At 53.3% G+C, this 24,059-nt stretch carries 22 protein-coding genes; 10 read left to right on the top strand and 12 right to left on the bottom strand.

The window, feature by feature from the left end; all coding sequences use genetic code 11:
• Positions 1 to 217 precede the first annotated feature (217 nt).
• On the bottom strand, positions 218 to 3,211 hold the full coding sequence (locus tag DYU11_RS28930; RefSeq protein WP_119671232.1) for a PVC-type heme-binding CxxCH protein: 2,994 nt from the start codon (positions 3,209 to 3,211) through the stop codon (positions 218 to 220).
• A gap of 25 nt (positions 3,212 to 3,236) precedes the next feature.
• On the bottom strand, positions 3,237 to 4,094 hold the full coding sequence (locus tag DYU11_RS28925; protein WP_119671231.1) for a sugar phosphate isomerase/epimerase family protein: 858 nt from the start codon (positions 4,092 to 4,094) through the stop codon (positions 3,237 to 3,239).
• Between the two features lie 163 nt (positions 4,095 to 4,257).
• Between DYU11_RS28925 and DYU11_RS28920 the strand changes: the two genes are divergently transcribed.
• The 10 genes from DYU11_RS28920 to DYU11_RS33085 all read left to right on the top strand — a co-directional run bounded on the left by DYU11_RS28920 (position 4,258) and on the right by DYU11_RS33085 (position 12,070).
• Complete coding sequence (locus DYU11_RS28920; protein ID WP_119671230.1) at positions 4,258 to 4,809, top strand: RNA polymerase sigma factor; 552 nt, start codon at positions 4,258 to 4,260, stop codon at positions 4,807 to 4,809.
• Positions 4,796 to 6,532, top strand: a complete 1,737-nt coding sequence (locus tag DYU11_RS28915) for a hypothetical protein (RefSeq protein WP_119671229.1) — start codon at positions 4,796 to 4,798, stop codon at positions 6,530 to 6,532. Before DYU11_RS28920 ends, DYU11_RS28915 begins: the two co-directional genes overlap by 14 nt.
• Positions 6,533 to 6,543: 11 nt before the next feature.
• Positions 6,544 to 7,008, top strand: a complete 465-nt coding sequence (locus DYU11_RS28910) for a hypothetical protein (protein WP_119671228.1) — start codon at positions 6,544 to 6,546, stop codon at positions 7,006 to 7,008.
• 52 nt (positions 7,009 to 7,060) lie between these two features.
• On the top strand, positions 7,061 to 8,302 hold the full coding sequence (locus DYU11_RS28905) for a serpin family protein (protein WP_119671227.1): 1,242 nt from the start codon (positions 7,061 to 7,063) through the stop codon (positions 8,300 to 8,302).
• Entirely contained in the window at positions 8,299 to 8,739 is a 441-nt protein-coding gene (locus tag DYU11_RS28900; protein WP_119671226.1) for an META domain-containing protein, read from the top strand. The genes DYU11_RS28905 and DYU11_RS28900 overlap by 4 nt, the downstream gene beginning before the upstream one ends.
• A gap of 10 nt (positions 8,740 to 8,749) precedes the next feature.
• Positions 8,750 to 9,199: an META domain-containing protein gene (locus tag DYU11_RS28895; RefSeq protein ID WP_158600385.1), complete on the top strand. Its 450-nt coding sequence runs from the start codon at positions 8,750 to 8,752 to the stop codon at positions 9,197 to 9,199.
• Positions 9,196 to 9,636: a hypothetical protein gene (locus DYU11_RS28890; protein ID WP_119671224.1), complete on the top strand. Its 441-nt coding sequence runs from the start codon at positions 9,196 to 9,198 to the stop codon at positions 9,634 to 9,636. Before DYU11_RS28895 ends, DYU11_RS28890 begins: the two co-directional genes overlap by 4 nt.
• A 138-nt stretch (positions 9,637 to 9,774) precedes the next feature.
• Complete coding sequence (locus DYU11_RS28885; protein WP_119671223.1) at positions 9,775 to 11,067, top strand: LVIVD repeat-containing protein; 1,293 nt, start codon at positions 9,775 to 9,777, stop codon at positions 11,065 to 11,067.
• 5 nt (positions 11,068 to 11,072) lie between these two features.
• The gene (locus DYU11_RS28880) at positions 11,073 to 11,675 is read left to right on the top strand and encodes a hypothetical protein (protein WP_119671222.1); all 603 of its coding nucleotides are present in this window, start codon (positions 11,073 to 11,075) and stop codon (positions 11,673 to 11,675) included.
• A 200-nt stretch (positions 11,676 to 11,875) separates the two neighbouring features.
• Positions 11,876 to 12,070 (top strand): hypothetical protein, encoded by a 195-nt coding sequence (locus DYU11_RS33085; RefSeq protein WP_147368065.1) that lies wholly within the window; start codon positions 11,876 to 11,878, stop codon positions 12,068 to 12,070.
• A 56-nt stretch (positions 12,071 to 12,126) separates the two neighbouring features.
• Here DYU11_RS33085 and typA read toward each other — a convergent pair whose 3' ends face one another.
• The 10 genes from typA to DYU11_RS28825 all read right to left on the bottom strand — a co-directional run bounded on the left by typA (position 12,127) and on the right by DYU11_RS28825 (position 24,055).
• Complete coding sequence (typA, locus tag DYU11_RS28870) at positions 12,127 to 13,941, bottom strand: translational GTPase TypA (protein ID WP_119671220.1); 1,815 nt, start codon at positions 13,939 to 13,941, stop codon at positions 12,127 to 12,129.
• A 216-nt stretch (positions 13,942 to 14,157) separates the two neighbouring features.
• A complete protein-coding gene (locus DYU11_RS28865; protein ID WP_119671219.1) occupies positions 14,158 to 14,370 on the bottom strand; it encodes a hypothetical protein in 213 nt (70 codons plus the stop codon).
• Positions 14,371 to 14,525: 155 nt separating this feature from the next.
• The gene (locus DYU11_RS28860) at positions 14,526 to 15,188 is read right to left on the bottom strand and encodes a nucleoside deaminase (protein ID WP_158600384.1); all 663 of its coding nucleotides are present in this window, start codon (positions 15,186 to 15,188) and stop codon (positions 14,526 to 14,528) included.
• A 65-nt stretch (positions 15,189 to 15,253) separates the two neighbouring features.
• Complete coding sequence (locus tag DYU11_RS28855; protein ID WP_119671217.1) at positions 15,254 to 15,721, bottom strand: YDG/SRA domain-containing protein; 468 nt, start codon at positions 15,719 to 15,721, stop codon at positions 15,254 to 15,256.
• Between the two features lie 527 nt (positions 15,722 to 16,248).
• On the bottom strand, positions 16,249 to 17,106 hold the full coding sequence (locus tag DYU11_RS28850; protein WP_119671216.1) for a dienelactone hydrolase family protein: 858 nt from the start codon (positions 17,104 to 17,106) through the stop codon (positions 16,249 to 16,251).
• 117 nt (positions 17,107 to 17,223) lie between these two features.
• The gene (locus DYU11_RS28845; RefSeq protein ID WP_119671215.1) at positions 17,224 to 17,691 is read right to left on the bottom strand and encodes a hypothetical protein; all 468 of its coding nucleotides are present in this window, start codon (positions 17,689 to 17,691) and stop codon (positions 17,224 to 17,226) included.
• A gap of 56 nt (positions 17,692 to 17,747) precedes the next feature.
• Complete coding sequence (locus tag DYU11_RS28840) at positions 17,748 to 19,028, bottom strand: metallophosphoesterase (protein WP_119671214.1); 1,281 nt, start codon at positions 19,026 to 19,028, stop codon at positions 17,748 to 17,750.
• Positions 19,025 to 19,267, bottom strand: coding sequence for an element excision factor XisH family protein (locus tag DYU11_RS34035; protein WP_199736824.1), 243 nt, complete (start codon positions 19,265 to 19,267; stop codon positions 19,025 to 19,027). Before DYU11_RS34035 ends, DYU11_RS28840 begins: the two co-directional genes overlap by 4 nt.
• 146 nt (positions 19,268 to 19,413) lie before the next feature.
• Positions 19,414 to 22,851, bottom strand: coding sequence for an efflux RND transporter permease subunit (locus DYU11_RS28830; RefSeq protein ID WP_119671213.1), 3,438 nt, complete (start codon positions 22,849 to 22,851; stop codon positions 19,414 to 19,416).
• Positions 22,852 to 22,939: 88 nt separating this feature from the next.
• On the bottom strand, positions 22,940 to 24,055 hold the full coding sequence (locus tag DYU11_RS28825) for an efflux RND transporter periplasmic adaptor subunit (RefSeq protein WP_119671212.1): 1,116 nt from the start codon (positions 24,053 to 24,055) through the stop codon (positions 22,940 to 22,942).
• Positions 24,056 to 24,059 lie beyond the last annotated feature (4 nt).

Genomic DNA, 24,059 nt, shown 5'->3' with positions numbered 1-24,059 from the left:
ATCCGTTTTCGGAGAGACAACAAAACCGGGCATTCGTTTAATGTAGATGCTCGATTAAGTGGTTTTCCACAGACTAAAACGCGGATAAGGCTGATCCGACCGCTTCAAAGCGACTGCTTCACAGCGACTGTTTTACAGTGACTGCTTGCACAGACTAACCGTTTATCTGTGTAGTCAATTTGATCATCCTTATCCGCTCAGGCCACCGGTGCAGAACTTACTGTTTCAGCAGATAAGCCGCCAGGTCGGCCAGTTGCTGCTGATTCAGTCCCATGGATGCAGGATCAGGCATCAGACTGGTTTTGTATTGCTTTCGGGAAAAGACTTTGCTGGTCGGGATGGTGTGTTTCTGTCCGGCCGCGTCTTTAACTACCAGTGACTGCGTACCGTCGCTGATCAGAAAGCCGTAGTAGGTTTGTCCGGCTTTCGTTGTAATCAGCCAGGGTTCGTACCCAAACGCCAGCCCCGCGCTCGGGTGAATGATGGCATCGAGCAGGCCGTTTTTGTCAAACTTCTGGTGGATTCTGGTCAGCTCCGGTCCGATGTCGTTCCCCTGCTTGCCATGACGGTGGCACGTAGCGCAGTTGGTTTTGAACACTGATTGGCCCGCGGTTTTATCGCCGGTCAGGGCGGCTACCTGTTCAACGGAAAGCGTACCGGCCGACGACCTGTCTCCATCGGTTGACTTTTCGGTGTTTTCAGCGAAATACTCTTTTGCCATGGTACGTACACTCTGATCCGGATTTTTCAGAATAGCCTGCGCCACTACCTTCTTCAACTCACTGGGCAATTTGTTGTCAGCCGCGAGACCCACCAGCACTTTACCCCCTTCGGCATTGCGGGCCATTTCGAGGGCAACCCGGCGTTTCTCCGTATCCGACTTGTACTCGTCCAGCAGAATCTGTCGTTTGGCCAGCATCGCCTGCTCGGTAGCCGACAGCTTTGAGGGCATGGCTTCTTCCCAGTTGATCAGCGTAGCCCAGTCGTTGCCGCGCCGAAATCCAGCCCAGTACGTAGCCTGATCGGCGACATCCTTGTCCGGCATTTTAGCCAGAGCCACCATGGCCTGTGCGGCCTGTGCGTTTTTGATAAAACCCAACGCAGTTATCGCCTGCCGACGGGCATCCGGCGAGAGCGCAGACGAAGCCGCCCGCTGCTGCAACAACGTAACGGCCGAAGCCGGGTGCAGCCGCCAGATCAGATTAGCCGTACGCTGGTCCCATTGCGTAGGGTCTTCGGGTAAGCCGGGGCGAAGGTCGGCAAAGAGGGCTTCTTCCTTACCGTCGGCTGCTTGCCCGAGTGCTTCAAGGTACCAGCGGTCTTTGCCATCGTATCCTTTGATCAGGTTTCTCAGCATAAACCGGCAATCGGCGTAGGGAACATCCCGCAGGGCAATGGCAACCTCCCGACGTACTGCCGGTGAGGGATCATTGGCCAGGTTACCGAGCAGCGGCAACAAAGCTTTTTCGGCACGGGTTAGCTCCTCCCCCGGCCGGATGGATACTCCAGCGCTGGCACTCCGCAACGCCCGAATGGCCGCAATCCGCAGCATGGGCACCTCAGAACGTAACAGCCGCGTTACTTCATACTCGCCCTCAGGTCCGAGGTTAGCCATCAGAAATACGGCCCGGGCCCGGTGAAATGGGTTGTTCGACGACAGCAGCGGCAACAAGGCTTCCACTACGTTATCACCCTGAGCTTTGAGGGCTTCGAAGCCGAGCGCCCGTACGTTTACGGCCGGATTCAACAGGGCCGCAATCTGCCCCTGCGTAGTTTTCAGATTGATGTCAGGCACTTTCAGCTTCTTTCCCCGGGGCGTGATGCGGTAGATACGGCCGTAGCCTTTTCCATCTTTCATCTGGTGGCCGCCAACAATCGGGTCGTACCAGTCGGCGATGTACAGGGCACCGTCCGGCCCAACGGCTACGTCGCTGGGCCGGAACCACTTACGGGTGTCTTTGTCAACATCGTTCCATTTATAATTTTCATCGACCGCCGGAAACGTACTGATCAGATCGGTTCGGGGCAACCGGTACCCTGCTCCTTCCGGCTCGGGTTTATACCCGAAAATTACGTTCCGGCCGGCTTCGGCGCTCAGGAGCATTCCCCTGTACCGCGGACCCAGTTCATCACCTTCGTACACAACCACGCCCGTCGGCGAACCGGCCCCGGAGATGTCGCCGGCCGGCATCACACCCGGATCGTCCTGGTGCCAGTGGGCCGTTGGTACGTCCTGGCCCGGCCGTTGGTCGGCCTGCCAGTAACGGGTGCCGTCGCTGCTGAAGTAGCCAGCGTTTCCACCCTCCATGAGCCAGCTCGTCCGGCAAGCTACCACCTGGTCGTCGTTGTCGTTCTGCCACATATTTCCGTACGAATCGAGGGCTGTTTCGTAGTTGTTACGAAAATTGTGACCCATCACCTTCATGGCCGTTCCGTCGGGATTGATGCGGAGTGCCAGCCCGCCAACCCAGACCCGACCATCGTCGCTGATCTGGTTGCCGTGGTTGATCTTGTTGTACGGCGTTCCACCGACGTACAGGCTACCGGAGCGCAGAGTCCAGCCGCTTTTGTCCGTTACGATATGCGGTCCGGCATTGCCGGTATTGAAATAGTACTTGCCATCCGGGCCGACCACCAGCGCGTGAAGCGAGTGATCATGATCAAGACCGCCAAACCCGGTCAGCAAAATTTCTTTTTTATCGGGGTGGTCATCGCCGTCCTCATCAGTATACACCACCAGGTTGGGCGCGCAGGAAACAATTACCTTTTTGCCGATAACGGCGATTCCAAGCGGAGAAACCAACTCTTTATCCTGCACAAACACGGTGGATTTATCCGCTTTCCCGTCCTGATCCGTGTCCTCCAGAATAACCACCCGTTCGCCTTCGGGGTGGTCCAGTCGTGCTTCGGGCTTGTTGTTAAACTTCCGGTAGTTTACAGCCTCGGTAATCCAGACCCGGCCTCTGGCATCGATATCCATGTTCGTAGGGTTATGGAACATCGGCGCCTGAGCCCAGAGAGTAGCCTCCAGGTCGTCGGGCACATACAACCGGTTCGAATCATCGTCGACCACAACGCCGTGCAGTCCAGCCCGCTCCGGCAGAGGTTTCATAGGCTGCGGCTGCCGTAGAGTCTGGCCTGTTACGTACAGCAGGCCAATCGTTACGAGCACGTAAAGTGGGCTGTAAAGCGCCGGTACCGTTGTTTTCATAGCGTATAGGATCAGGTAGTGGTGGTTAGCTGAACAGCGACCGGACGGTCCGGTTGTTTTCGACGTAACTATCGAGTATCGGTTTACCCTTTGGAATAGCGCCTTCAATGTGCAGCCAGCCGGTATAGCCTATGTCGTCAATCGTCTGCCGCACTTTGGTCAGGTCAACCATGCCTTTTCCGAGCAGGGAGCCGTTTTCTTTCAGGTGAAATTCGCAGATCATTTCCTTACCCAGGTCACGGATTTCCTTAAATATGTCGTAGCCCATGACCGATGAATTGCAGACATCGTAGTAGACTTTGACGGCCGGGGAGCCGACGGCGTTGATGATGGTCAGATGCTCCGGTGCCGTCAGCCACGACTCGATACCCAGGACAATACCAGCTTTTTCGGCTTTGGGGGCTACGGCTTTTAGTCGTTCAATGACCACCTGTTGCCCTTTCGGGTCGTTGCGCAGGTCGTTTTTGTTGAAGAAAGCGAGCAGAATGTTTTTGGCTCCCAGCGCGTTGGCGACGTCCACGCTGTCCTGCACCCATTGTTCCGTGCGGGGGTCTGACTTGTACGGTACGTCGTTGAGCGCTCCGAGCGCCAGGCCGCCGATCTGCACCCCGGTCCGCTGAACGGCCGCTTTGTAAGCGGCCTGCACCTCTTTTTGCCGAAGGTGCATGTTGTTGGCTTCGGAGCCCATGTTGACCTGCAATCCATCGAGGCCAATCTGTTTGGCCAGGTCGAAGGCTCCTACGTCCGACGACTTGCCGATGGACCAGTCGCAGGCACCAATGCGGAACCGGCTGCCGGGTAAAGAACCGAACGAAAATCGGGGCTCCAGTAACGATAAAAACCCGATTCCTGCCGAATAACGTAGTGCATTTCTACGATTCATGATGAATGTCGTTGCAAAAAATGGCTAAAAAGGTAAGGTTTGCCCGTAACTCGGTGAAGATGAGATACAATGTTCAATCTTCTCTGCTTAAAGTACTAAACTTTTTTTATTCTACTTCCAACGGTTTGCTAAAACCCTGGGTCTTTGCGTTATCAACGTTGATATGCTGGATGAATACGCACTAGTCGAAGGATGCCGACGTCAGGATCGAACTGTACAGCGACAGCTCTATGAGCGGTTTGCCGGGAAGCTCTTTGTGGTTTGCAAACGCTACGTCAAAGACCCCGATGAAGCAGAAGACGTCCTGCAGGATTCCTTCGTAAAAATTTACCGGCATATCGGATCGTTCCGGTTCGAATGCCCACTGGAAGCCTGGTTGAAGCGTGTGGTCATTAACACGGCGCTGAAACACCTGCGCAAGGAAAAACCCTGGGAGCACACTGCCGACGTGCAGGAAATGGCCCCCATCCTGCCGCAGGCCGACGAAAGTTTACCGTCGCTGAACTACCAGTATCTGCTTCAACTGATACAGGAGCTGCCGCCCGGCTGCCGGACGGTTTTCAACCTGTACGCGATCGAAGGGTATAACCACCCGGAGATTGCCGAGATGCTTGATATTGCGGAAGGAACATCTAAATCGCAATATGCCCGGGCGCGAACCCTATTGCAGCAGAAACTAAGAAATGAACAACGCGTAAGAGATGAGTCAATTTGAAGAACATACACCCGACGATTCGTCAGACTTTGGTTCAGCCTGGCGGAATGCGTTCGACGAAGCGGCCGAAACGCCCCCAACCCGCGTGTGGGATGCGATCGAACGCCAGTTAGACGAGTCGGAAAACCCGAAAATCATACCGCTCTGGGGGTTAGGCGGGAGCGCATCCCGGCCCGTCGTCTGGGGCGTAGGCATTGCCGCTGCGGTAGTTTTGCTGCTGGTGGGCTGGTGGGCTACGTTCCAGCAGCCTGGCCTTGGCGAACAGCCGGTTGCGCAGCAAACCGTTCCGGCACCACAAGACACGGAGTCAACGGTGGCCACAACCGAAACGGAGCCGGCCACGGCAGGTCAGACACCCGGCCAGGTAGCCACCGCCCCCGACGAACCATCGATGCCTGCGGTTGCGCAAATCGATCCGACCGAAGCGGCCGCCCGCAACCAGGGCGCAACCGAATCGATACGTACGCCGAAGCAACTACCCACCCAACGCCCGTCGGCCGCTCCAGCCAACCTAAAGCCGGGATACCAGCTGCCGGTGGATCGGTATGCGGGGCGACGCGGGCAGATTACGAACCGCGACCTGCTGGCTGGCTCAACGGGCCGCCCACGGTCGGCGGCAACCGTAGCGCCGTCAACGGTTGACACCGGTCAACGGGCAGCGGGGCAGATGAACGCCACCGCTTTGGATGAAACGACGAACCGAGTAGCGGCTGGCAGCGCTCCGCTGGAGCCGACAGGTCTGAAGGAAACGTCGGGTATGAACCTGGAACGACTCGCCATTCGTCCGGTACAGTTCCGGCAATTGTACGGTACACAGCGAATTATCTGGTTCCGCGCCCCAGAGCCGGCGATCAGTCCCGAGTCGGAACAGCCTAAAAACCGTTCGCGGGAACTGTGGGCCTCGGTGAGTGTGATGCCGGGAGCGTTTAATCCCTCCGTATCCGTACGTCAGGCCGTGCCGGCCCCGTCGCTGGCGTCCATGAACAGCAACGCTTTTGTGCAGAACACGCCGGTTTATGACCGCTCGACGGTCAGCAGCCGGGCTAATTTATCGGTAGCGTATCAGGCTTCGGCGGGTGTGCAGATGACTGAGCACTGGACGCTCGAAACCGGCGTAGGCTATCTGCAGGGGCGTTCAACGGTTGAGAGTCCGGCCCAGTTGTCGTCGTCATTCGTTGTCCGGACCACCGAATTGCAGGCATACTCGGCGTCTACGTCGAACCTGTACGTAGACGCCCTGCGCAATAGTGTAGCCGCGAACACCAGCAATACAGCGAACGCTTACATGGACAACAAAGGCAGTTTTGTCAGCAATACCATGCTGCCAGGCCGAAATGTAGCAGCCAATGTCTACGACGAGCAAACACGACAGGTCACGGCCAGCGACTACATATACGTTCAGGTACCGGTGCAGGTCGGCTATCAGATCCGCCCCCGCAGCCGCCTGAGTTTCGCCGTACTGGGTGGTATGCTGACCAACTTATTTGTGCGGAATACCGTTGCCGACGAGTTGACGATCAAGGCGCGGGATGGCGTTTACCGGCCTATTTCGCTGGCGGCTACGATGGGCCTACGGTTCCGGTATCGGCCGACGCAGCGGTGGTCAGCCTCTCTGGCGGGCATGTATCAGCCCTCGCTTCAAACCGGCACCCGACCGGAAGCGGGGATCTCGAACCGCCCGACCGCGACTGGAATGAGTTTTGGATTAGGTTATCATTTTTAATGTGCTTGACGATGAAGAAGATGATTTTGAGTGCCCTGATGCTGGCGGGACTGGTTAGCTGCCAGCAGGATTTCAACCCCGGAACCAACGGAAGCTCGCTGACCGTACGGTCGGGTACCAGTTTTGGTATGTGCGTAGGTTACTGCCGGCAAGAGGTTGTGATTGACAATAAAAACACGGTGTTTACCAAAACCAGCCGGGAAGCCGATAAAAACCCGCCGGTTACCTGCGAGAAGCAGACCGATAGTGGTACGTGGAATGAGATCGCTACTAAAGTCAATTTCGACGCTTTCCAGAAAATACCCGAAACCCTGGGTTGCCCCGACTGCGCGGATGGTGGTGCTGAATACGTAGAAATTCAACTCAACGACAGCCGTCACCGCGTCACGTTTGAATACAACAAAACAATTCCGGGGTTCGAAGACCTCGTTACCGCCGTACGGCAGCAGCGCAATGCCTTTGCCGACTGCAAATAAACGAACGGTCTCCTGTTGAATACCTGGTGAACAACAACAAATCGAATACTTTATGAACAACACCATGTTTGGCACTGTCGCCATAGCGGTTGCCGGATTGATGCTGACGGCCGTCAGTTGCAAGGACACCAACACGACGCCCGGCCCAGATCAGCCGGGTACCGGTGCTGATCTTCGCATTTCGGCACCTTTTGCTGATCAAACAACCGAATTCGCTTTTGATTTTGCCCGTCAGGTCGGCGAGCAGGAGAAAAATAAGAACGTATTTATTTCTCCGCTGAGCTTACACATGGCGTTGGGGATGATCATGAATGGAGCCAACGGCCAGACGGCGGGCGAAATTCAGAAAACTCTGAAGCTCGACGCCCAGACGCTTGCTGAGGCCAACACGACGTACAAAAATCTGATGCAGAACCTGCCCTCGGTTGACCCGAAGGTAACGCTGGCCCTGGCTAATTCGGTCTGGTACCGCAATACGTTCACCGTTGAGCAGTCGTTTCAGAATTTGCTGAAGGAAACGTTTAACGCCGAAGTATCGGCGCAGGACTTCAACGATCCGGCTACGTTGGGTAAGATCAACGGTTGGGCCAGCCAGAAAACCAACGGCAAAATCCCGAAAGTTCTGGATCAGATTCAGCCGGAAAACGTGATGTTCCTGATGAACGCGCTGTACTTCAAAGGCGACTGGAAAACCCAGTTCAACCCTGGCCAGACCATCGACGCGCCCTTCACGCTGGCGTCGGGTCAGCAGAAAACGGTACGAATGATGCGTTTGAATACGGACCTGCGCCGGGCTTCGCGGCCTACGTACTCCGCCTTCGAACTTCCGTACGGGAACGACAAGTTTGCGATGACGGTGCTGTTGCCGGCGCAAAACTCAAACGCCGATGCCGTGCTCAACAGCCTGACCGATGCCGACTGGAAGCAGCTGCAGACGGAACTCAGAACCAGCAAGATCGATATTGGTCTCCCCAAATTCACGCTGAACTACGAAATCAAGCTGAACGATGTGCTGAAAGCCATGGGTATGCCGACGGCGTTTACTGACGCAGCTAATTTCACCCGTATTAATGCAAACGGTGGACTTACGCTCAGCTTCGTCAAGCAGAACACGTTCGTTGCCGTCGATGAAAAAGGCACCGAAGCCGCGGCCGTTACGACCGGTGGTATTTCGGTCACGTCGGCACCAATGCCGCTGCTCTGCGACCGGCCGTTTGTTTTCGTAATTCACGAGAAAAGCTCGAACACCGTACTATTTGTTGGTAAGATCGTTGATCCGCAGACGAACCTATGATACGGATTATAGCGATGATAGCGCTGGCACTGGCTTCTCTGGCCTGCGAAACCAAGCAGGAAGAGGCTGTGCCGGCCTACATCGACAGCCTGATCGGCAACTGGCAATTGGTCGAGCCATCGTCACCCTACGTGGTTACGCTTCGAATCGGCGAACGGAATGAGCGGGGATTTGCCCTGTCCGGCAGTGCACCGGTCAATACCTACTCCGGATCGGTGGCTGACCCGGGGCTTATTTTCACGAGTGAGTTATATCCGTTTCGAGTCAGGGACCTGGCGAACACTGAAATAGCCGGTCCGGCGGATGCCATGCAGTTTGAACAAAGCTACTTTGTCAACCTCCGGGCAGCTTATCGCTATGAATTAACCAACCAGAACCGACTCCGGCTCTACTACCGGGGAGCGCCCGATGGCGTCTACGTATACGAACGAAAGTAATGACATGAGTATGAAACAGATCATGATGTGCCTCTTTATGTTCGCCCTGATGTCATTTACAGGCTGCGAACGGGAGGAGCTGATTAATCCCGCCAAACCATCTCAATTGACAGGAACCTGGCGGCTCGTGGCACCTACGTCGCCCTATGCCATTACGCTGCAACTAGCGGTAAATGTTACGGCCAGTACGACGCCGGGTGTAACGCCGTTCGACGCTACGGGACAATCGGCAGTGAACAACTACTTCACGTTGTTAACAGCTTCGGCGGACGGTACTATGACCATGGGCGTTATTGGCGCTACAAAAAAAGCGGGACCAGCCGACGCCATGCAATTTGAGCAAACGTACTTCAGTAACCTAAGGACCGTTACCCGCTACGAGCTGACCAATCAAAACCGCCTTCGCCTGTATTATGGCGACAACGGAGCGAATGTACTGATTTACGAACGCGATAAATGAAGACGAACCGGCCCAAATTAGCGGCTCTTACTACGTTTCTGGTCCTGATCGCACTAAGCTGCGAGCGGCCCGTGTGCGGCTGCGTGTCCCCTCCTGCCCCCGTAAATGGCGTTTGGGCGTTGACGAGCATTACGTACGGTCTGACCCAGAAACGAGTAACAGCATCTGAAGCCGGTTATACAGAAACCATATCGTACGACGGACTTGTAGAAGCCGGCACGTTTAAGCGCCTACGCAACGGCAACGAAGTGGAAACGGGCAACTTCTCCCTGAGCTTTCCAAACGGTGGCAACACGAAAGGGATCGTCTTATATCTCAACGATAAAACCTGGCAGTCATTCGAGATTCGTTCCGACAACGTACTGTATCTATCGGAGCGTAGTCCGCACGGTACTGACATTGCCGACGGCGCTACGTATGCCTATCAAAAACAGTAGAAGTGGAAGGTAATTGCTGACTTTTTGTGTATGACCCAGATTACCCGGCTGTTTTTTACGGCCGGGTAATTTTTTTATCTATTTCCAACGCTTTCAGCCACAACCGGGTCTTTTGGCCAAACCACTAACCATACCAGTATGAAATCTAACGTTTTACTTGTTCTGCTGCTATTGCCACTGGTCTGCCTGACGGCCTGCAATGATACTTGTCGGGAAACCCGCACCTTCCGGCAGTTTACGCCCGTTACGTTCACGGCCGAACAGATTCGGAACGGGGTGAAACAGGAAGCGCCCCGGTCGCTGGTGAACCCCGGCAAGATATACACGAAAGATGGGTACCTGCTCATCAATGAGGTCAAGGAGGGAATTCACCTGATCGACAACCGCGACCCGGCCAATCCCCGGCCTGTAGCATTTATCCGCATCCCCGGAAACGGTGACATGGCCATCCGGAACAACATCCTGTACGCCGACAGCTACATGGATCTGGTGGCACTCGACATCAGTAAGCTAACCGACATTAAAGAAGTGAACCGGGTTCAGAACGTATTTCCGAACGGTCAGTTTGAAGGGGGCTGGTGGTCGTTCAACGCAAATACGCTGATGCTGAGCGATCAGCGGGTCAACTACGTAACCGAAACGGTTGAAACTAACTGCGAAGACGGCATGATAGCGCGTCAGAACGCGTGCCCAAACTGCATGTCTACCGATTTTGCCAATCGGTTTGTGTCGGCAGCTCCAGCCCCGAACACAAACGGTGTAGGGGGTTCAATGGCCCGGTTTACGCTTTACGATACGTACCTCTACACGGTTGGGCAGCAGGATATGCAGTTGTTCAACATCCAGGTTCCGGCCGAACCGCGCCGGGGCGAACGCATAAACCTCGGCGGGGGCATTGAAACCATTTTTCCGTACAAAGACAAACTATTTATCGGTTCCACGACCGGTATGCTGATTTACGACAACACCAACCCCGCCAAACCAGTCCGGATGTCGGTTTTTCAGCACGCCCGCGTCTGTGATCCGGTGGTTGTTCACGACAACATCGCCTACGTAACACTCCGATCGGGTACAAACTGCGGGGGGAATCTGAACCAACTGGACGTAGTCGATATCAAAGACCTGTACAACCCCAAGTTGCTGAAAAGCTATCCGATGCAGAATCCGCACGGATTGGGTGTCGATTTTCCTAACCTGTTCATCTGCGAAGGGCAGTCGGGGCTGAAATCACTGGACGCCCGGAATGCGCTCGATGTTAAACAACTCGAACACCTCGCCGGTATGAATGCCTACGACGTAATTCCGATGGGCGCTGCTGCGGGGCGGAAACAATTGCTGATGATTGGTAAGGATGGGTTGTACCAATACGATTATACCAACCCGCAACAGCTGCAGTTGCTTAGCAAAATCGCCGTAAACCGACCGTTCTAACTAATATGAAACCTTTCAATAAGAATGGTTGGTTAACGGGCCTGCTGTTCCTGTACTTTTGCCCCGCGTCCAACGTTGAAGCTCAGGCACCCGCATTCAGGCCGACGTTCATGAACATGACAGAGGTAGGGCTTTCGCTGGGCCGGGTTACCTCCGGCAGCCAATGGGCGCAGACTACGCAGAACCGGACTTCATTTACGGCGCAGACCTTCAATGGGGTTCGGATCTGGCCAAGGCTGGCGGTTGGGGGTACGGTCGGCATCGACTGGTACCTGGCTTCGTTACTGATGCCGGTCAGTGCAGGAGTCCGATATGATGTAGCCGTTCAATCAAAAAAAGGGGTCGGCCTTTTCACCAGCCTGGATGCCGGTTATGGGCTGGCCTGGCTGCATCGTGACCTGCCTAACTATAAAACCAGCGGTGGGCTCTACGTATCGCCGGGCGTTGGTTTACGGCTTGGGCAGCCCGGCAGAGGCAATTTTGTTTTATCAGTGGCGTATAAACGGCAGGAAAGCGCAGTAGTGAAACCTCTAGACAATTTTTATCTCAAACGTGATGAAAACCGAATTTACAACCGAATTACATTCAGAATGGGTGTTGCTTTCTGAACAACCTTTTTTGTTTCATGTTAATTAACCAGTTTCTACGTTCACTCTACACTCTCATGTTACAACAACAACCTAATGAAACTGTCGGGGCTTATTCTTTGACTCTGACTGGTGCAGAACCAACCATGAACGCAGACTACGTACAGGAAGCACATTCTTATACTAAAATCGACTACAGCTTGAATAAAAACGTACACGTTATGAAGAAAGGATTGATGTTCATTATCGGTATCGCGCTCTTTGTGATCAGCTACTACCACTCCCGGAAGCAGCTCGACTACATGGCCTCACAGTCAGCGGCCGCCGAAGTGACCCCTCCGGTTGCTTCACCTCCCGAATCCAACCAGACCGAATCAGAGTCCTCTTCTTACTATCAGGTAGCGACCTGGCGATAACAAAGAAAGCCCCGATCACTGATCGGGGCTTTGTATTTCAAGAGAGAACACATGGCTTAGGCCATGGCCATTTTATTTTCATTCCGCTTGCGTTCGTTCTCATCCAGGAAAATCTTACGCATCCGGATGCTCTTCGGCGTCACTTCGAGGTACTCGTCCTTCTGGATGTACTCCATCGCTTCTTCCAGCGAAAAGTTAAGCTTCGGTGCAATCTTTACGTTATCGTCGGAGCCGGAAGCCCGCATGTTGGTCAGCTTCTTGGCAGTTTGCAGGTTCACTACAATATCGTTCTGACGATTGTGCTCCCCAATAACCTGTCCGGTGTAGATCTCCTCACCCGGATCGACGAAGAAAACTCCCCGATCCTGAAGTTTATCAATGGAGTAGGCAGTTGCCGCCCCGCTGTTCATAGAAATCAATGAACCGTTGATCCGCTCCTGAATAGGTCCTTTATACGCCTGATAGTTCTTGAACCGGTGACTCATCACGGCTTCGCCAAACGTAGCGGTCAGGACGTTGGAACGCAGCCCGATCAGGCCCCGCGACGGAATTTCGAACTCAAGGTGCTGGAGGTCGCCTTTCGGCTCCATAATCAGCAGTTCGCCTTTGCGCTGGGTAGCCAGTTCGATAACCTTACCGGCCGTTTCTTCCGGTACGTCCACCACGAGTGTTTCGATCGGCTCCAGCCGCTGTCCGTTTTCGTCTTCTTTGTACAGCACCTGCGGCTGGCCTACCTGCAGCTCGTAGCCTTCGCGACGCATGGTTTCGATCAGAACCGACAAGTGCAGAATGCCCCGGCCAAACACCAGGAAGCGATCTTCACTATCGGTTGGCTCGACGCGCAGCGCCAGATTCTTTTCAGTTTCTTTAAACAACCGATCCCGAAGGTGGCGGGACGTCACGAATTTACCTTCCTTACCGAAGAACGGCGAGTTGTTAATCGTGAACAACATGTTCATTGTCGGTTCGTCGACCGAAATCCGGGGCAAAGCCTCGGGATTTTCTGCGTCAGTCAACGTATCGCCAATTTCAAAGTCTTCTATACCGGTCACGGCACAGATTTCACCAGAGCTTACGTCGGTTACTTTCTGCTTACCGAGTCCTTCAAAAACGTGTAGTTCTTTGATTCGAACCTTTTTGATTGATCCATCCGCTTTCACCAGCGCCATGTTGGCACTTTCGCGCAGGGTACCCCGGTGAACGCGGCCAATCGCAATCCGACCTACAAAGGCCGAGTAATCAAGCGATGTGATTTGCATTTGGGGCGCTCCATCATTAGTCGGAGCCGCCGGAATATGCTCAACGATCGTATCGAGCAGATACGTGATGTTGTCGGTTGGGGTTTTCCAGTCCGGGCCCATCCAGCCTTGCTTCGACGACCCGTATACAGTTGGGAAGTCGAGCTGTTCTTCAGTAGCACCGAGGTTGAACATCAAATCGAACACCTGCTCGTGTACCTCGTCCGGCCGACAGTTTTCCTTGTCGACTTTGTTGATGATTACCACCGGCTTCAACCCGAGCGACAGCGCTTTGCTCAACACAAAACGCGTCTGCGGCATTGGTCCTTCGAAGGCATCGACCAAAAGGCAAACGCCATCGGCCATTTTCAACACCCGTTCCACTTCACCGCCAAAATCGGAGTGGCCCGGTGTATCGATAATGTTGATTTTAACGTCCTTGTAACGCACCGATACGTTTTTCGATACGATGGTAATGCCCCGCTCACGCTCCAGATCGTTGTTATCCAGGATCAGGTCACCAAACTCCTGATTCTCCCGGAAGATCTTGGATGCGTGAATAATCTTGTCAACCAGCGTTGTTTTGCCGTGGTCAACGTGAGCAATGATTGCTATGTTGCGAATTGATTGCATACAAATGAGTAAACCGCTGCCGCGGTATAGAATAGACCGGTCAGTTTTGCGGACTTGTGTATAAACTCAACATAATCTATCTAGCCCGGGTTCTGACAAATGGTGCGCAAAGATAATAAATTTTAAGCTGAAACACAGAAATTTACAAGTCATGAAATGAAAAAAGCCCCTGGAAGGGGCCTTACTCTGATAGAAGTACAATTTCTTAACAATCGCTTAATGATTGGGGCAGCCGCAGGGGTTCTTCTTCCGGAAAAGACCCGTATTAAACAACCCTCCGCGTTTGGGGCGATAGCCTTTTGCTTTGCGCTTCCGTCCGCCAATTACGGTCACCTCCTTGGCGGCCTTCACCGACGCCATCGTTTCTACCGGAACCTCAATCAATATCAGCGATGCCGCTACCAGCAAGAGTATCTTTGTCCTTTTCATTGCGATACCGTTTTCCTTTAAACGCAGAATTAGCCAAGTTGTGTGTAGAATTCTAAAAAAATTACCGGAACCGGCTCCCCGACCGGTTCAACGCATTTTTTCCTGTGCATTCTCGAAAACCCGGCTGCTTCATCGGTGCACTCATCAACATTTGGTTAATCCAGCAAAAACGAATAAAACAAACAGTGTGCCATCTTCTGAAGAACCGGTGCTGACTGGGCTGCCTGCACCTTGTGTTTCTGGCTCAACTGATACCAGAACGGCGGCAGACACGAGGCCCGGGCGTTCATGCCATCATCAGGGCCGGTGGTGACGTAGCGTGTTTCCACTCCCGCAATGGCCACCCGAATGAAGCACATAGGACAGGGTTCGGCCGAGGTGTATAGCGTTAATTGTTCCGTGTAAATCGTATTTCCCTCACCGGTAAAATTTCCCTTTGACTGGTACTTCTTAAACCGTGGCAGCGTTTCAAACTGGGTCAGAACGGCCATTTCGGCGTGCAGGTCGGATCGGCCGGTTTGCAGTTGCTCGTTGTAAGCACCGTGAAGAATTTTCCCCCGGCTATCGACCAGCACGGCTCCGATGCCATAGCCGCCGGTTTTTGCTCCTTTCAAAGCCTGTTCAACAGCGGCTTTTGCATAGGCGTCTTCCGGAAAGGCGGGGTCGGGTTGGTAGCCGGCCAGGTAGGATTCTATCTTTTGCAGTACGGCAGCTTTTGAATCGGCAGCCCGAATACCGCAGGGCAAAGCCTGCAATTTACGGAGCAGCGTGGCTCGGTCGGGCGTTACGTTTTCCTGATCGAGAGAATCGGTTGGCATAGCACTGGCTGATTTAATAACGCAAAATAACGCAACAAGCAGCCATGTAGTCCGTAGCAGATTTGTCATACGATTTGAACAAGTTTAAATAGCCAGATCCAAAAGCCGGCTTTACCCCGTATCCGTTCAACCTCCTCTACCCGATACAACCCTTCATAGCGATACCCTTCGGCTGGTGCAAACTCATTTCTCAACGTAGCGCCCCGGATCAGCCGAACCGGACGCTCCGTTTCCAAACTACGCAGCAGGGCCAGATTATACGTATCGAGCACCTGGTCGGCCACCTGACGACCCGTTTTCTGATCCCGCCCGCCATGACCAGCGTAATAGATTACATCACCCAAATCTACATCATCTTCGTACATGCCGGCCAGAATAATTGAGTTGGCTCCCGTTTTTCCTGTGCCACTGATACCGGCCCGCCGGGGGCGATGTAAACCACTCAAAGACAATTCAATCCGGTTCCGGAACGTATCGCCGGGCCGAAAATCATCAATGGGTTTGAGCGGGAGATCTGACTGCGGTTGCGCCATTGCTATAGAACAAAAAAAGCGATCTAGGTAGATCGCTTTTTTTGCCAGCTTCATTGTTTACCGGGGCCCCCGTGAACGAAAGGCTCCGCTATTATTCCGGTAGGAGGGTGCTCCCGACCGTGCATTCGGGCTTGAATAGCGCCGGTCATAATTTTTATAGCGAGGGGCTACGTAACGAGGTCGGCGCACAATCACCGGCGGTCGCGTTACGATTACCGGCGGTGCCGGACGATAATAGCCATATGGACGATATCCATAATAAGGGCGGTAGCCAGGACCGTAATCTACCCGTGTCCCAACATAGGACGGACCACAACTGGCCATCAGGACAACTAACAGCAGGGCTGTGGCTACCGGCAGTATTTTGAACGTTTTCATAGCCAAGTTCATTTAAGATCAACCGTTTGTTATTAGACCATCCGGCCCACAAATGGTTTAATCGCACTGTAAAAAAACAAAACCCAGCGGCATATAGTGCCCTGGGCTTCGTTTTCAACAGAGTGGGTTGACCGGTCTGAACGGAGCAGTTACGCTTTCAGACGGCTTTTTAAATAATTCAAAGCCAGTTTATAGGCGTCCTCAGCAGCCGCTTTGTCATAGACCGGATTGCTCGGATTGGCAAAGGCATGGTCGGCATCATACATTTTGACCGTTACTTTTTCGCCGGCTTTCTGCATGTTTTCTTCAAACTGCTTCACCATGGTTGGTGGAATGCCTTTGTCTTTACTACCGAAAATGCCCAATACGTCGGTATTCAGCGTTTTCAGTTTATCTACATCCTGTTCCGGCCGGCCGTAGTACATAACGCAGCCCTTTGCCTGCTTACCTTCCAGTATTGCTGACTTCAGCGACAGCATACCGCCAAAGCACCAGCCTACGCTGGCAATCTGTGCTTTCGGGCCGGCATAGGCAATTGCCCCTTTCATGATACTTTCCAAACGATCCTGCTTTGCCGACGACATCAGTTTCATAGCTTCTTCGCGGGTGGTGGCTACTTCGCCGTCGTACATATCCAGCGCCAGTACGTTAACGTCTTTCAGATCGTTGTAGAACGTCTCGGCTTCCTTCCTGATGTTGTCGTTCAGGCCCCACCACTCCTGATAAACCAGCAGCCATTTGTCAGAATTAGTCTTGGCCTTCAGCAGAAAGCCGTTGGCTGATTTACCGTCGGGGGTCGAGAATTTAACCATGTCGCCCGCACCAGTGTAGGTGAATACGCGGGGGTTGGCGTGCAATGCCGCAAAAGCCGGATCAGCTGCCATCATGGCCATGTCGTTAGCGGGTGTGTGACAAACCGGAATTGACGTTGCTTCCTGCTTCCTGGGGATTAAAAACGTAAAGAGGGACAAAAACAGTGATAGCCCCGTGATAAGAACAATTTTCATAGTGAATTGATGGTTAGAATCGGATTCCGTATCGGGTAACTGGTTGATTGAGCAAAATGTTAGAACCGAGGCTCCTTACGTCTGAAATTGGTTGACCACCGACAGGCTACAACGCCCTCATTTTTTCACCTTGACGTACTGCTCAATGTTAATCCGGTCTATGCCGGCTTTTTCCACCTTTTCTACACCCTGCTGAACAAGGGTATCCTGGCTGATTGTAATGGTAAACGGGAAATCATGCCCTTCCCAGCCCCGATCACTACAGTATTCCAGGTGTTCAGTATATTCTTTGTCTTTGAGTGAGTAAGGGCCGCCACCGGCTGTAAAAACGGCCGTTGAATCCTGCCCCTTGGCTAGGTCATGGAGCAAAAACGCGAAGTGGGTTTCGTTGATGACCTTAATAAAGGAGCGTTGTTTGGTGTAATCGGTTACGAGCGTATCGCCTTTCTCGATCAACGTTCCTTTCACTAACCGCCAGGTGCCTATGAGCGGGTTTCCGGCAGATTGGGCGGAGTTTTGCGAGGTTTCGGGTTGACAGGCCAGGATTATTGTGCTAACAAATAGCAGGCTAAGGGTTTGTTTCATGGGTTTGCTTTTTGACTACCGTTGAAGGTATCAAATAAGCTGAGTAACCCCACTGTCTACGCCTTCTTTAGTTCAAAAATGGTGATTTCCGGCAGGATACCAACCCGCCCCGGATAGCCGATGTAGCCATAGCCGCGGTTTACATACAGCTTTTGATCACCATCCTCGTATAAGCCTGCCCATTGTTTGTAAAAGTACTGAGCCGGACTCCATTGAACGGTACCAATATCAACCCCAAACTGAGCGCCGTGGGTGTGACCGGAAAACACCACGTCAATATCCGGGTATTTCGGCCGGACTTCGGCATCCCAGTGGGTAGGATCGTGGGAGAGCAGCAGTTTAACCGGATACTCCTGAGTACCCTGGTAGGCTTTGGCCAGATTACCGACCCGGAGCGCGGCCGGTCCAAAACCGAGGTTCTGAACCCCGATCACGGCGATACGGTCGCCGTTCTGCTCCAGAATTTTATTCTCGTCGAGCATGATGTTCCAGCCCATCTGGCGATGCGCGGCAATCAGGTTCTGGAGGTTCTGCCGCCGGGCCTGTTCGCTAGGCCATTGAACGTACGTACCGTAGTCGTGATTACCCAGCGTCGAATATACCCCCAGCGGTGCTTTTACTTTGGAGAAGATGTCGATGTATCCGTTAACCTCATCGGCCGTGCTGTTAACCAGATCGCCGGTGAAAAAGACAAGGTCAGGTTTCTGGCCCAGCAACATCTCAACTCCGCCCTTGACGGCCGTTTTGTTGAAGAAACTTCCGGAATGAATATCCGAAATCTGAGCGATTCGGAGTCCGTCAAAACCCGACGGCAGGTTTTTCAGCGCCAGCCGAACCCGCCGGATCCGGTAATCGTGTGCTCCGGAAACAATGCCCCACGTAAACGCAACGAGCGGTACCGCACTCGCTACTAACGCTGTTTTCATCAGAAACTCCGAGCGCGGAATCACATCCGTTTTAGGTACGTCGGGGCGGGTATTATCCAGGGCAGCCTCCCGTACTTCGGGGCGGTAGAACAGGGAAACAACCCAGCGGAAAAAACGGCCAATGTCATCAATGAGAATAACCAGTACCGCAAAGACTTTGGAAAAGTAGGGGATGACCAGGCTGGCCCAGATAAACGTGCGGGTATTGCGGCTGATCGAGTCCGGCGGGATTACCTGCATTACTACGTACGTCAGAATGGACAGGGCCGTGAAACCCCAGTAGATCAATGCAACAGTACGTTGAGTGCTTTCTGTCGCGTTTCTGGTCAGCGCTTTGATGGCCTGATACACGTACGTGTCAATCAGCAGGAAGATTGCCGGAACGATTAAAAAAAAGGCAGTACGATTCATGTCGTTTGCTGTGGGTAGGTGATTAACGGAGCAGGTGCTGTTTTGTTCTCTAGTTGTTGGCTTAGCGGGACACGCACGACACACGATGGGCCGATGACGCTCTTAACCTCAACAGCAATATATTCTTTATCGCGCTGCGCCCCAATCAATTTTTCGGCACCTGAATCAATTTGACTGTCCGTTCTCGGTGCTTTGAGGTAATACGGATCATGCGTGATTTGCCAGCCATCTTTTTGCAGAGCAGTTTTATAACCTCATGAAACCGGTCTTTTGCCACCGGTATACGAATAATCTGACTACAGAAACCATTAAACAAAGAATACACAGAAAGCCGGGATGAAGCTCCGCGCCCTCTGTGCATTCTCTCTTACTCTGCGTTTAAACACTATACCAGTTCCTCTTCTGGCTGTTTTTTAGGTTCCAGGGCCGGGTCTTTCTTGCCGAACCACTTCATCCGAATGCGCTCGTTGACCCAGTACATGCACGGCACGATGACCAGTGTCAGTACGGTCGAGAACGTCAGACCGAAGATGATAGTCCAGGCCAGGATATTCCAGAACACAGCACTGTCGCCACCAATGATGATATGCGGATCGAAATCGCGGAACAGGCCAACAAAATCGACCGTCAGACCAAGAGCCAGCGGAATCAGACCCAGTACGGCCGCCGAAGCGGTCAGCAATACCGGCGTCAGACGAATACCGCCCGCTTCGATAATGGCTTCGCGGAGCGGAACGCCACGGCCCCGCAGTTCTTCGATAAACTCAATCAGCAGGATACCGTTTTTTACCACGATACCAGCCAGGGCAATGATCCCAACCCCGGACATGATGATCGAGAACGTTTTATCGAAGATGATAAAGCCCAGTAACACCCCAATGAACGACAGGATGATCGTTACGAAGATGATGATCGGTTTCACCACCGAGTTGAACTGCGTTGCCAGAATCAGGTAGATTAACAGCGCAGCCACACCCAGCGCGCTGACCAGGAACATAAACGATTCCTGCTGATCTTCCTGCTCACCCCCTAATCGGACCTGATACCCATTCGGGATTTCCATCTGGTTGATCACCTCCTGCTGAATCTGCTGGTTGATTTCGTTGGCGTTGTAGCCCGGAACAACGTCGGAACTCAGCGTCACAAGCCGTTCCTGATTTTTGCGGTTAATCTGGCTGAACGTAGTCGAGTAGCTGATGTTCGCAATGGACGTAATCGGTACCTGCCGCAACTGACCACCCGAATTCATGTCGCGATACACTACGTTCAGACTCAGCAGCCGGTCAATCTGGCTGCGGTCGTCCGGTTTAAGACGTACCATAATTGGGTATTCATCTTTCGGATCGCGGAACTTCGACACTTCGAGACCAAACAAGGCGGTCCGGATGGTCATCGCTATCTGTCCGGACGAAATACCTTCGCGTTCGGCTTTTTCACGGTCAATATCGATGACGATTTCGGGCTTGTTCGTAATCAGGTCGGATTTCAGCTGGTCGATACCCAGAATGCCGGCCTGTGTGATCCGCTGCCGAATCTGCTTCTCCAGGTCACTGAGCACTTTAAAGTCATCCCCGGCAATTTCGATGGCAATTGGCTTACCCGTCGGCGGACCGTTGGCTTCGCGTTCAATCGAAATTTCCGTTCCCGGTATTCCCTGCATAGAGGCCCGTACTTTGCTCAGGATTGAGTCGGTCGAGATGCCATGCCGTTCTTCACCCTTCACGAAGGCTACCGTCACTTTCGACTTATGCGGAGTTGCCGACCGATCCGGGTTGGACGGGTCACCGGCGTTTTTACCAACGTTCGAGATTACCGAGTTAACAATGTCTTCGGCTTTGTTTTCTTTCAGTACGTTAAAGACCCGTTTCTCGATCACCTTCGTTACCGAGTCGGTTACGCGGGCATCAGTGCCCACCGGCATGACGTTGTACACGTACACGTAGTCAGGCTCACCACTTGGGAAGAAAATGACTTTTGGCTGCGAAACACCCAGCAGGAAGATCGTAAAAATGAACAACCCAAACATCCCGGCAATTGCCCATACCGGCCGCCAGCCTACCAGCAGGAAGGAGATTACGCTCCGGTATCCATTCTTCAGTTTCGGCAGCAGCGATTCCTGGAAGGGAACGATCAGCTTCGGGGTCACGACGTAGTGATTCAGCGCGTAGAGGACGGCAAAGAAAACAAACAGGTTGCCAATGCCCCGGTCGATAACGTAGCCGATACCGGCCAGCACCGTCATAATAACGAGCGGACGCTGAATTTCCTTAAACGTCGGCTTCTCGTGATGTCCGCTTTCGTCGTGGCGTTTCATGAACGACACGGCAAACACCGGGTTGATAACGTACGCCACAAACAGCGACGAGAACAGAGTCAGAATGAGCGTGAGCGGCAGGAACTTCATGAACTCACCCACGATGCCCGGCCAGAACAGCAGCGGAAAGAACGGCGCGATGGTCGTCAGCGTACCAGACAATACCGGCACGAAAACCTCACCGGCAGCTGCTTTCACCGCCTGCTTGATGTTCCAGTTCCTGTTCTCGTTGAAAAGACGGTGCGTGTTTTCGATTACCACAATGGCATCATCCACCACCAGGCCAAGCCCCAGCAGGAAAGCAAACAGTACGATCGTGTTCAGCGTAAAGGCCGTACCGACCACCGGCCCAACGACCGGCATCAGCACAAACGCAACCAGCGCCGACAGGGGTACTGACAAGCCGACAAAGATGGCATCGCGCACGCCCATGAAGAACATAAGCACGAGTACCACGAAGATAAAGCCAAGCACAACCGTATTGACCAGATCGTGCAGATCGGCACGAGTCCGCTCCGACTGGTCGGCCGTTACTTTTACGTCCAGCCCCTGCGGAAAGCGATCCTGTTTGTATTCTTTAATCGTTTCTTCAATCCGGTCGGATGCTGAAATCAGGTTAGCACCCGCCCTCTTGATTACGTTCAGCGTCACTACCGATTTGTTGTCCAGCCGCGCAAAATCCTGTTGCTCTTCGAAGCTGTCCTGCACCTCGGCGATGTCGCCCAGACGAATCGTAGCTCCCGTGGCCGTGCGGATCTGTAAGTTCTGGAGCTGATTCACATCGGAGAATTCGCCCTTCACCCGTACCGTCCGGCGTACGCCATCAACATTCAGCTCACCGCCCGATACGTTGATGTTTTCTCCCTGAACAGCCTGCTGAATGTCCGAAAACGCCAGCCCGGCCGACTGCATGCGGGGCAGGTCAACGTTGATCTGAATTTCGCGGGTCAGGGCACCGACGATGTCAACACGCCGTATTTCGGGCATCGCTTCGATGGCATCCTGCAAATCTTCGGCATACTCCTTTAATTGCTTCAGCGAGAAGTTGCCGGCCATATTGATGTTCATGATCGGAAACTCCGAGAAGTTCACGTCCTGGGCCGTTGGGCCGGCATCCAGTTTCTGCGGCAGATCAGGCTTAGCTTTGTCGATCGCGTCCCGTACCCGCTGTAGTGCCTCAGCCGTCTGTACGTCCGGATTAAACTCAACCAGAATGACCGATACGTCCTGCAGGGCGTTTGACTTGATTCGTTTCACACCCGAAATGGACTTGAGCTGCTTCTCGATCTGCTTGTTGATCGTGTTTTCGATATCGGCGGGCGCTGTACCGACGTATACCGTATTGATATACACCTGCGGCACCTTGATGTCGGGAAACTGCTCCTTGGGCAGGTTGTTGTAGACCAACAAACCACCCAGCGTAATCAGGACGGTGAAGATGTAGATCGCCGTCCGGTTCTCAACGCACCAGTTGGTAAAGCCGAGGGTTTTATACTGTTCAAATTTCATGTTGACGTAGTTTGTGGTTTGTGGCTTGTAGTCCGAGGTCACTGGCCGCAGGGCGGTTCATTCAGGCTACAAACCACAAACTGTTAAACTAAAATTGAATCGGTTGTCCATCTACCAGGTCCTGATACCCGACCGTCACCAACTGATCACCAGCCTGCAGGCCCTGCGTGATTTCGATCTTGCCTCCGTAAGCCTGTCCGGTTTTCACTGGCCGGGCTTTTGCTACCTTCTTGCCGCCTTCGTTTACGGCCACGTACACCAGTTGCCCATCTTCCGTATTCTGGATCAGGTTCTGGTTGATCACCAGCGCATTCGGCTTCGTCAGATCGTTAATCTTGACCTGCGCCAGCATATTTGGTTTCAGGCTGTTATCCGACGGCAACGGCGCTTCGATGGTAAACGTCCGGCTGAGCGGGTCAACGGTTGTCGACACAAAATTGATGCGCGTCCGCAGCTCACGATTCAGGTCCGGTAACCGCACAACGACCTCATCCCCTTTGCGAACGCTACCCGAATACGTATCGGCCACTTTAGCCACTGCTTTCAGCTGCGACAGGTTTACGATACGTACCAGCCCAACACCCGGCGCGGCCGATTGACCAATTTTTACGCTGACCTGATCGACCACCCCGCTGATCGGTGCCGTTACGGTCGATTGGCTCAGTTGCGCTTTCAATGTACCGAGTCGACGCTCCAGCGACTCTTTATTATTCTTGGCCTGCAGGTACTGGATCTCCGTACCAATTTGTTGTTTCCAGAGGCTGGCCTGCTTTTCGAAAACCGTGTTCGCCAGCGAAAGCTGGGTTTCAACCTCAGCAATTGATTCGCGCAGAATCTGATCGTCGATCTTGGCGATTGGTGACCCTGCCCGTACGTTATCGCCCTCCTTGACGTACACGGCCGTTACGACACCGCCCGATTTAGGACTAACCAGTACGTTGTTTTTGGCATCGATCGTACCCTGTACTTCCACAAACCGCCGGAATGTGTCCGGATTCAGGGGTGACACCGATACGTCTTTTACCCGGGCCTGCTGAGTTTGCTGTGGTTCCGACTTAGCCACCTCGGCTTCCATCGTCTTAATTTTTGCCGTTAGTTCCGACTGCTGCTTTTTCAGTTCAGCCAGTTCTTCCTTCGGAGATTTCTTTTCCTGTGAGCAGGCAGCCAGCAGGGCTGACATTGCTATAGCGTAGTATGCTTTCATTGAC

This window comes from Fibrisoma montanum (genome assembly GCF_003583365.1).
In the GTDB taxonomy this organism is placed as follows: domain Bacteria; phylum Bacteroidota; class Bacteroidia; order Cytophagales; family Spirosomataceae; genus Fibrisoma; species Fibrisoma montanum.
The sequence above is the reverse complement of the archived record's forward strand: the minus strand, read 5'-3'. Positions and strand labels throughout refer to the sequence as shown.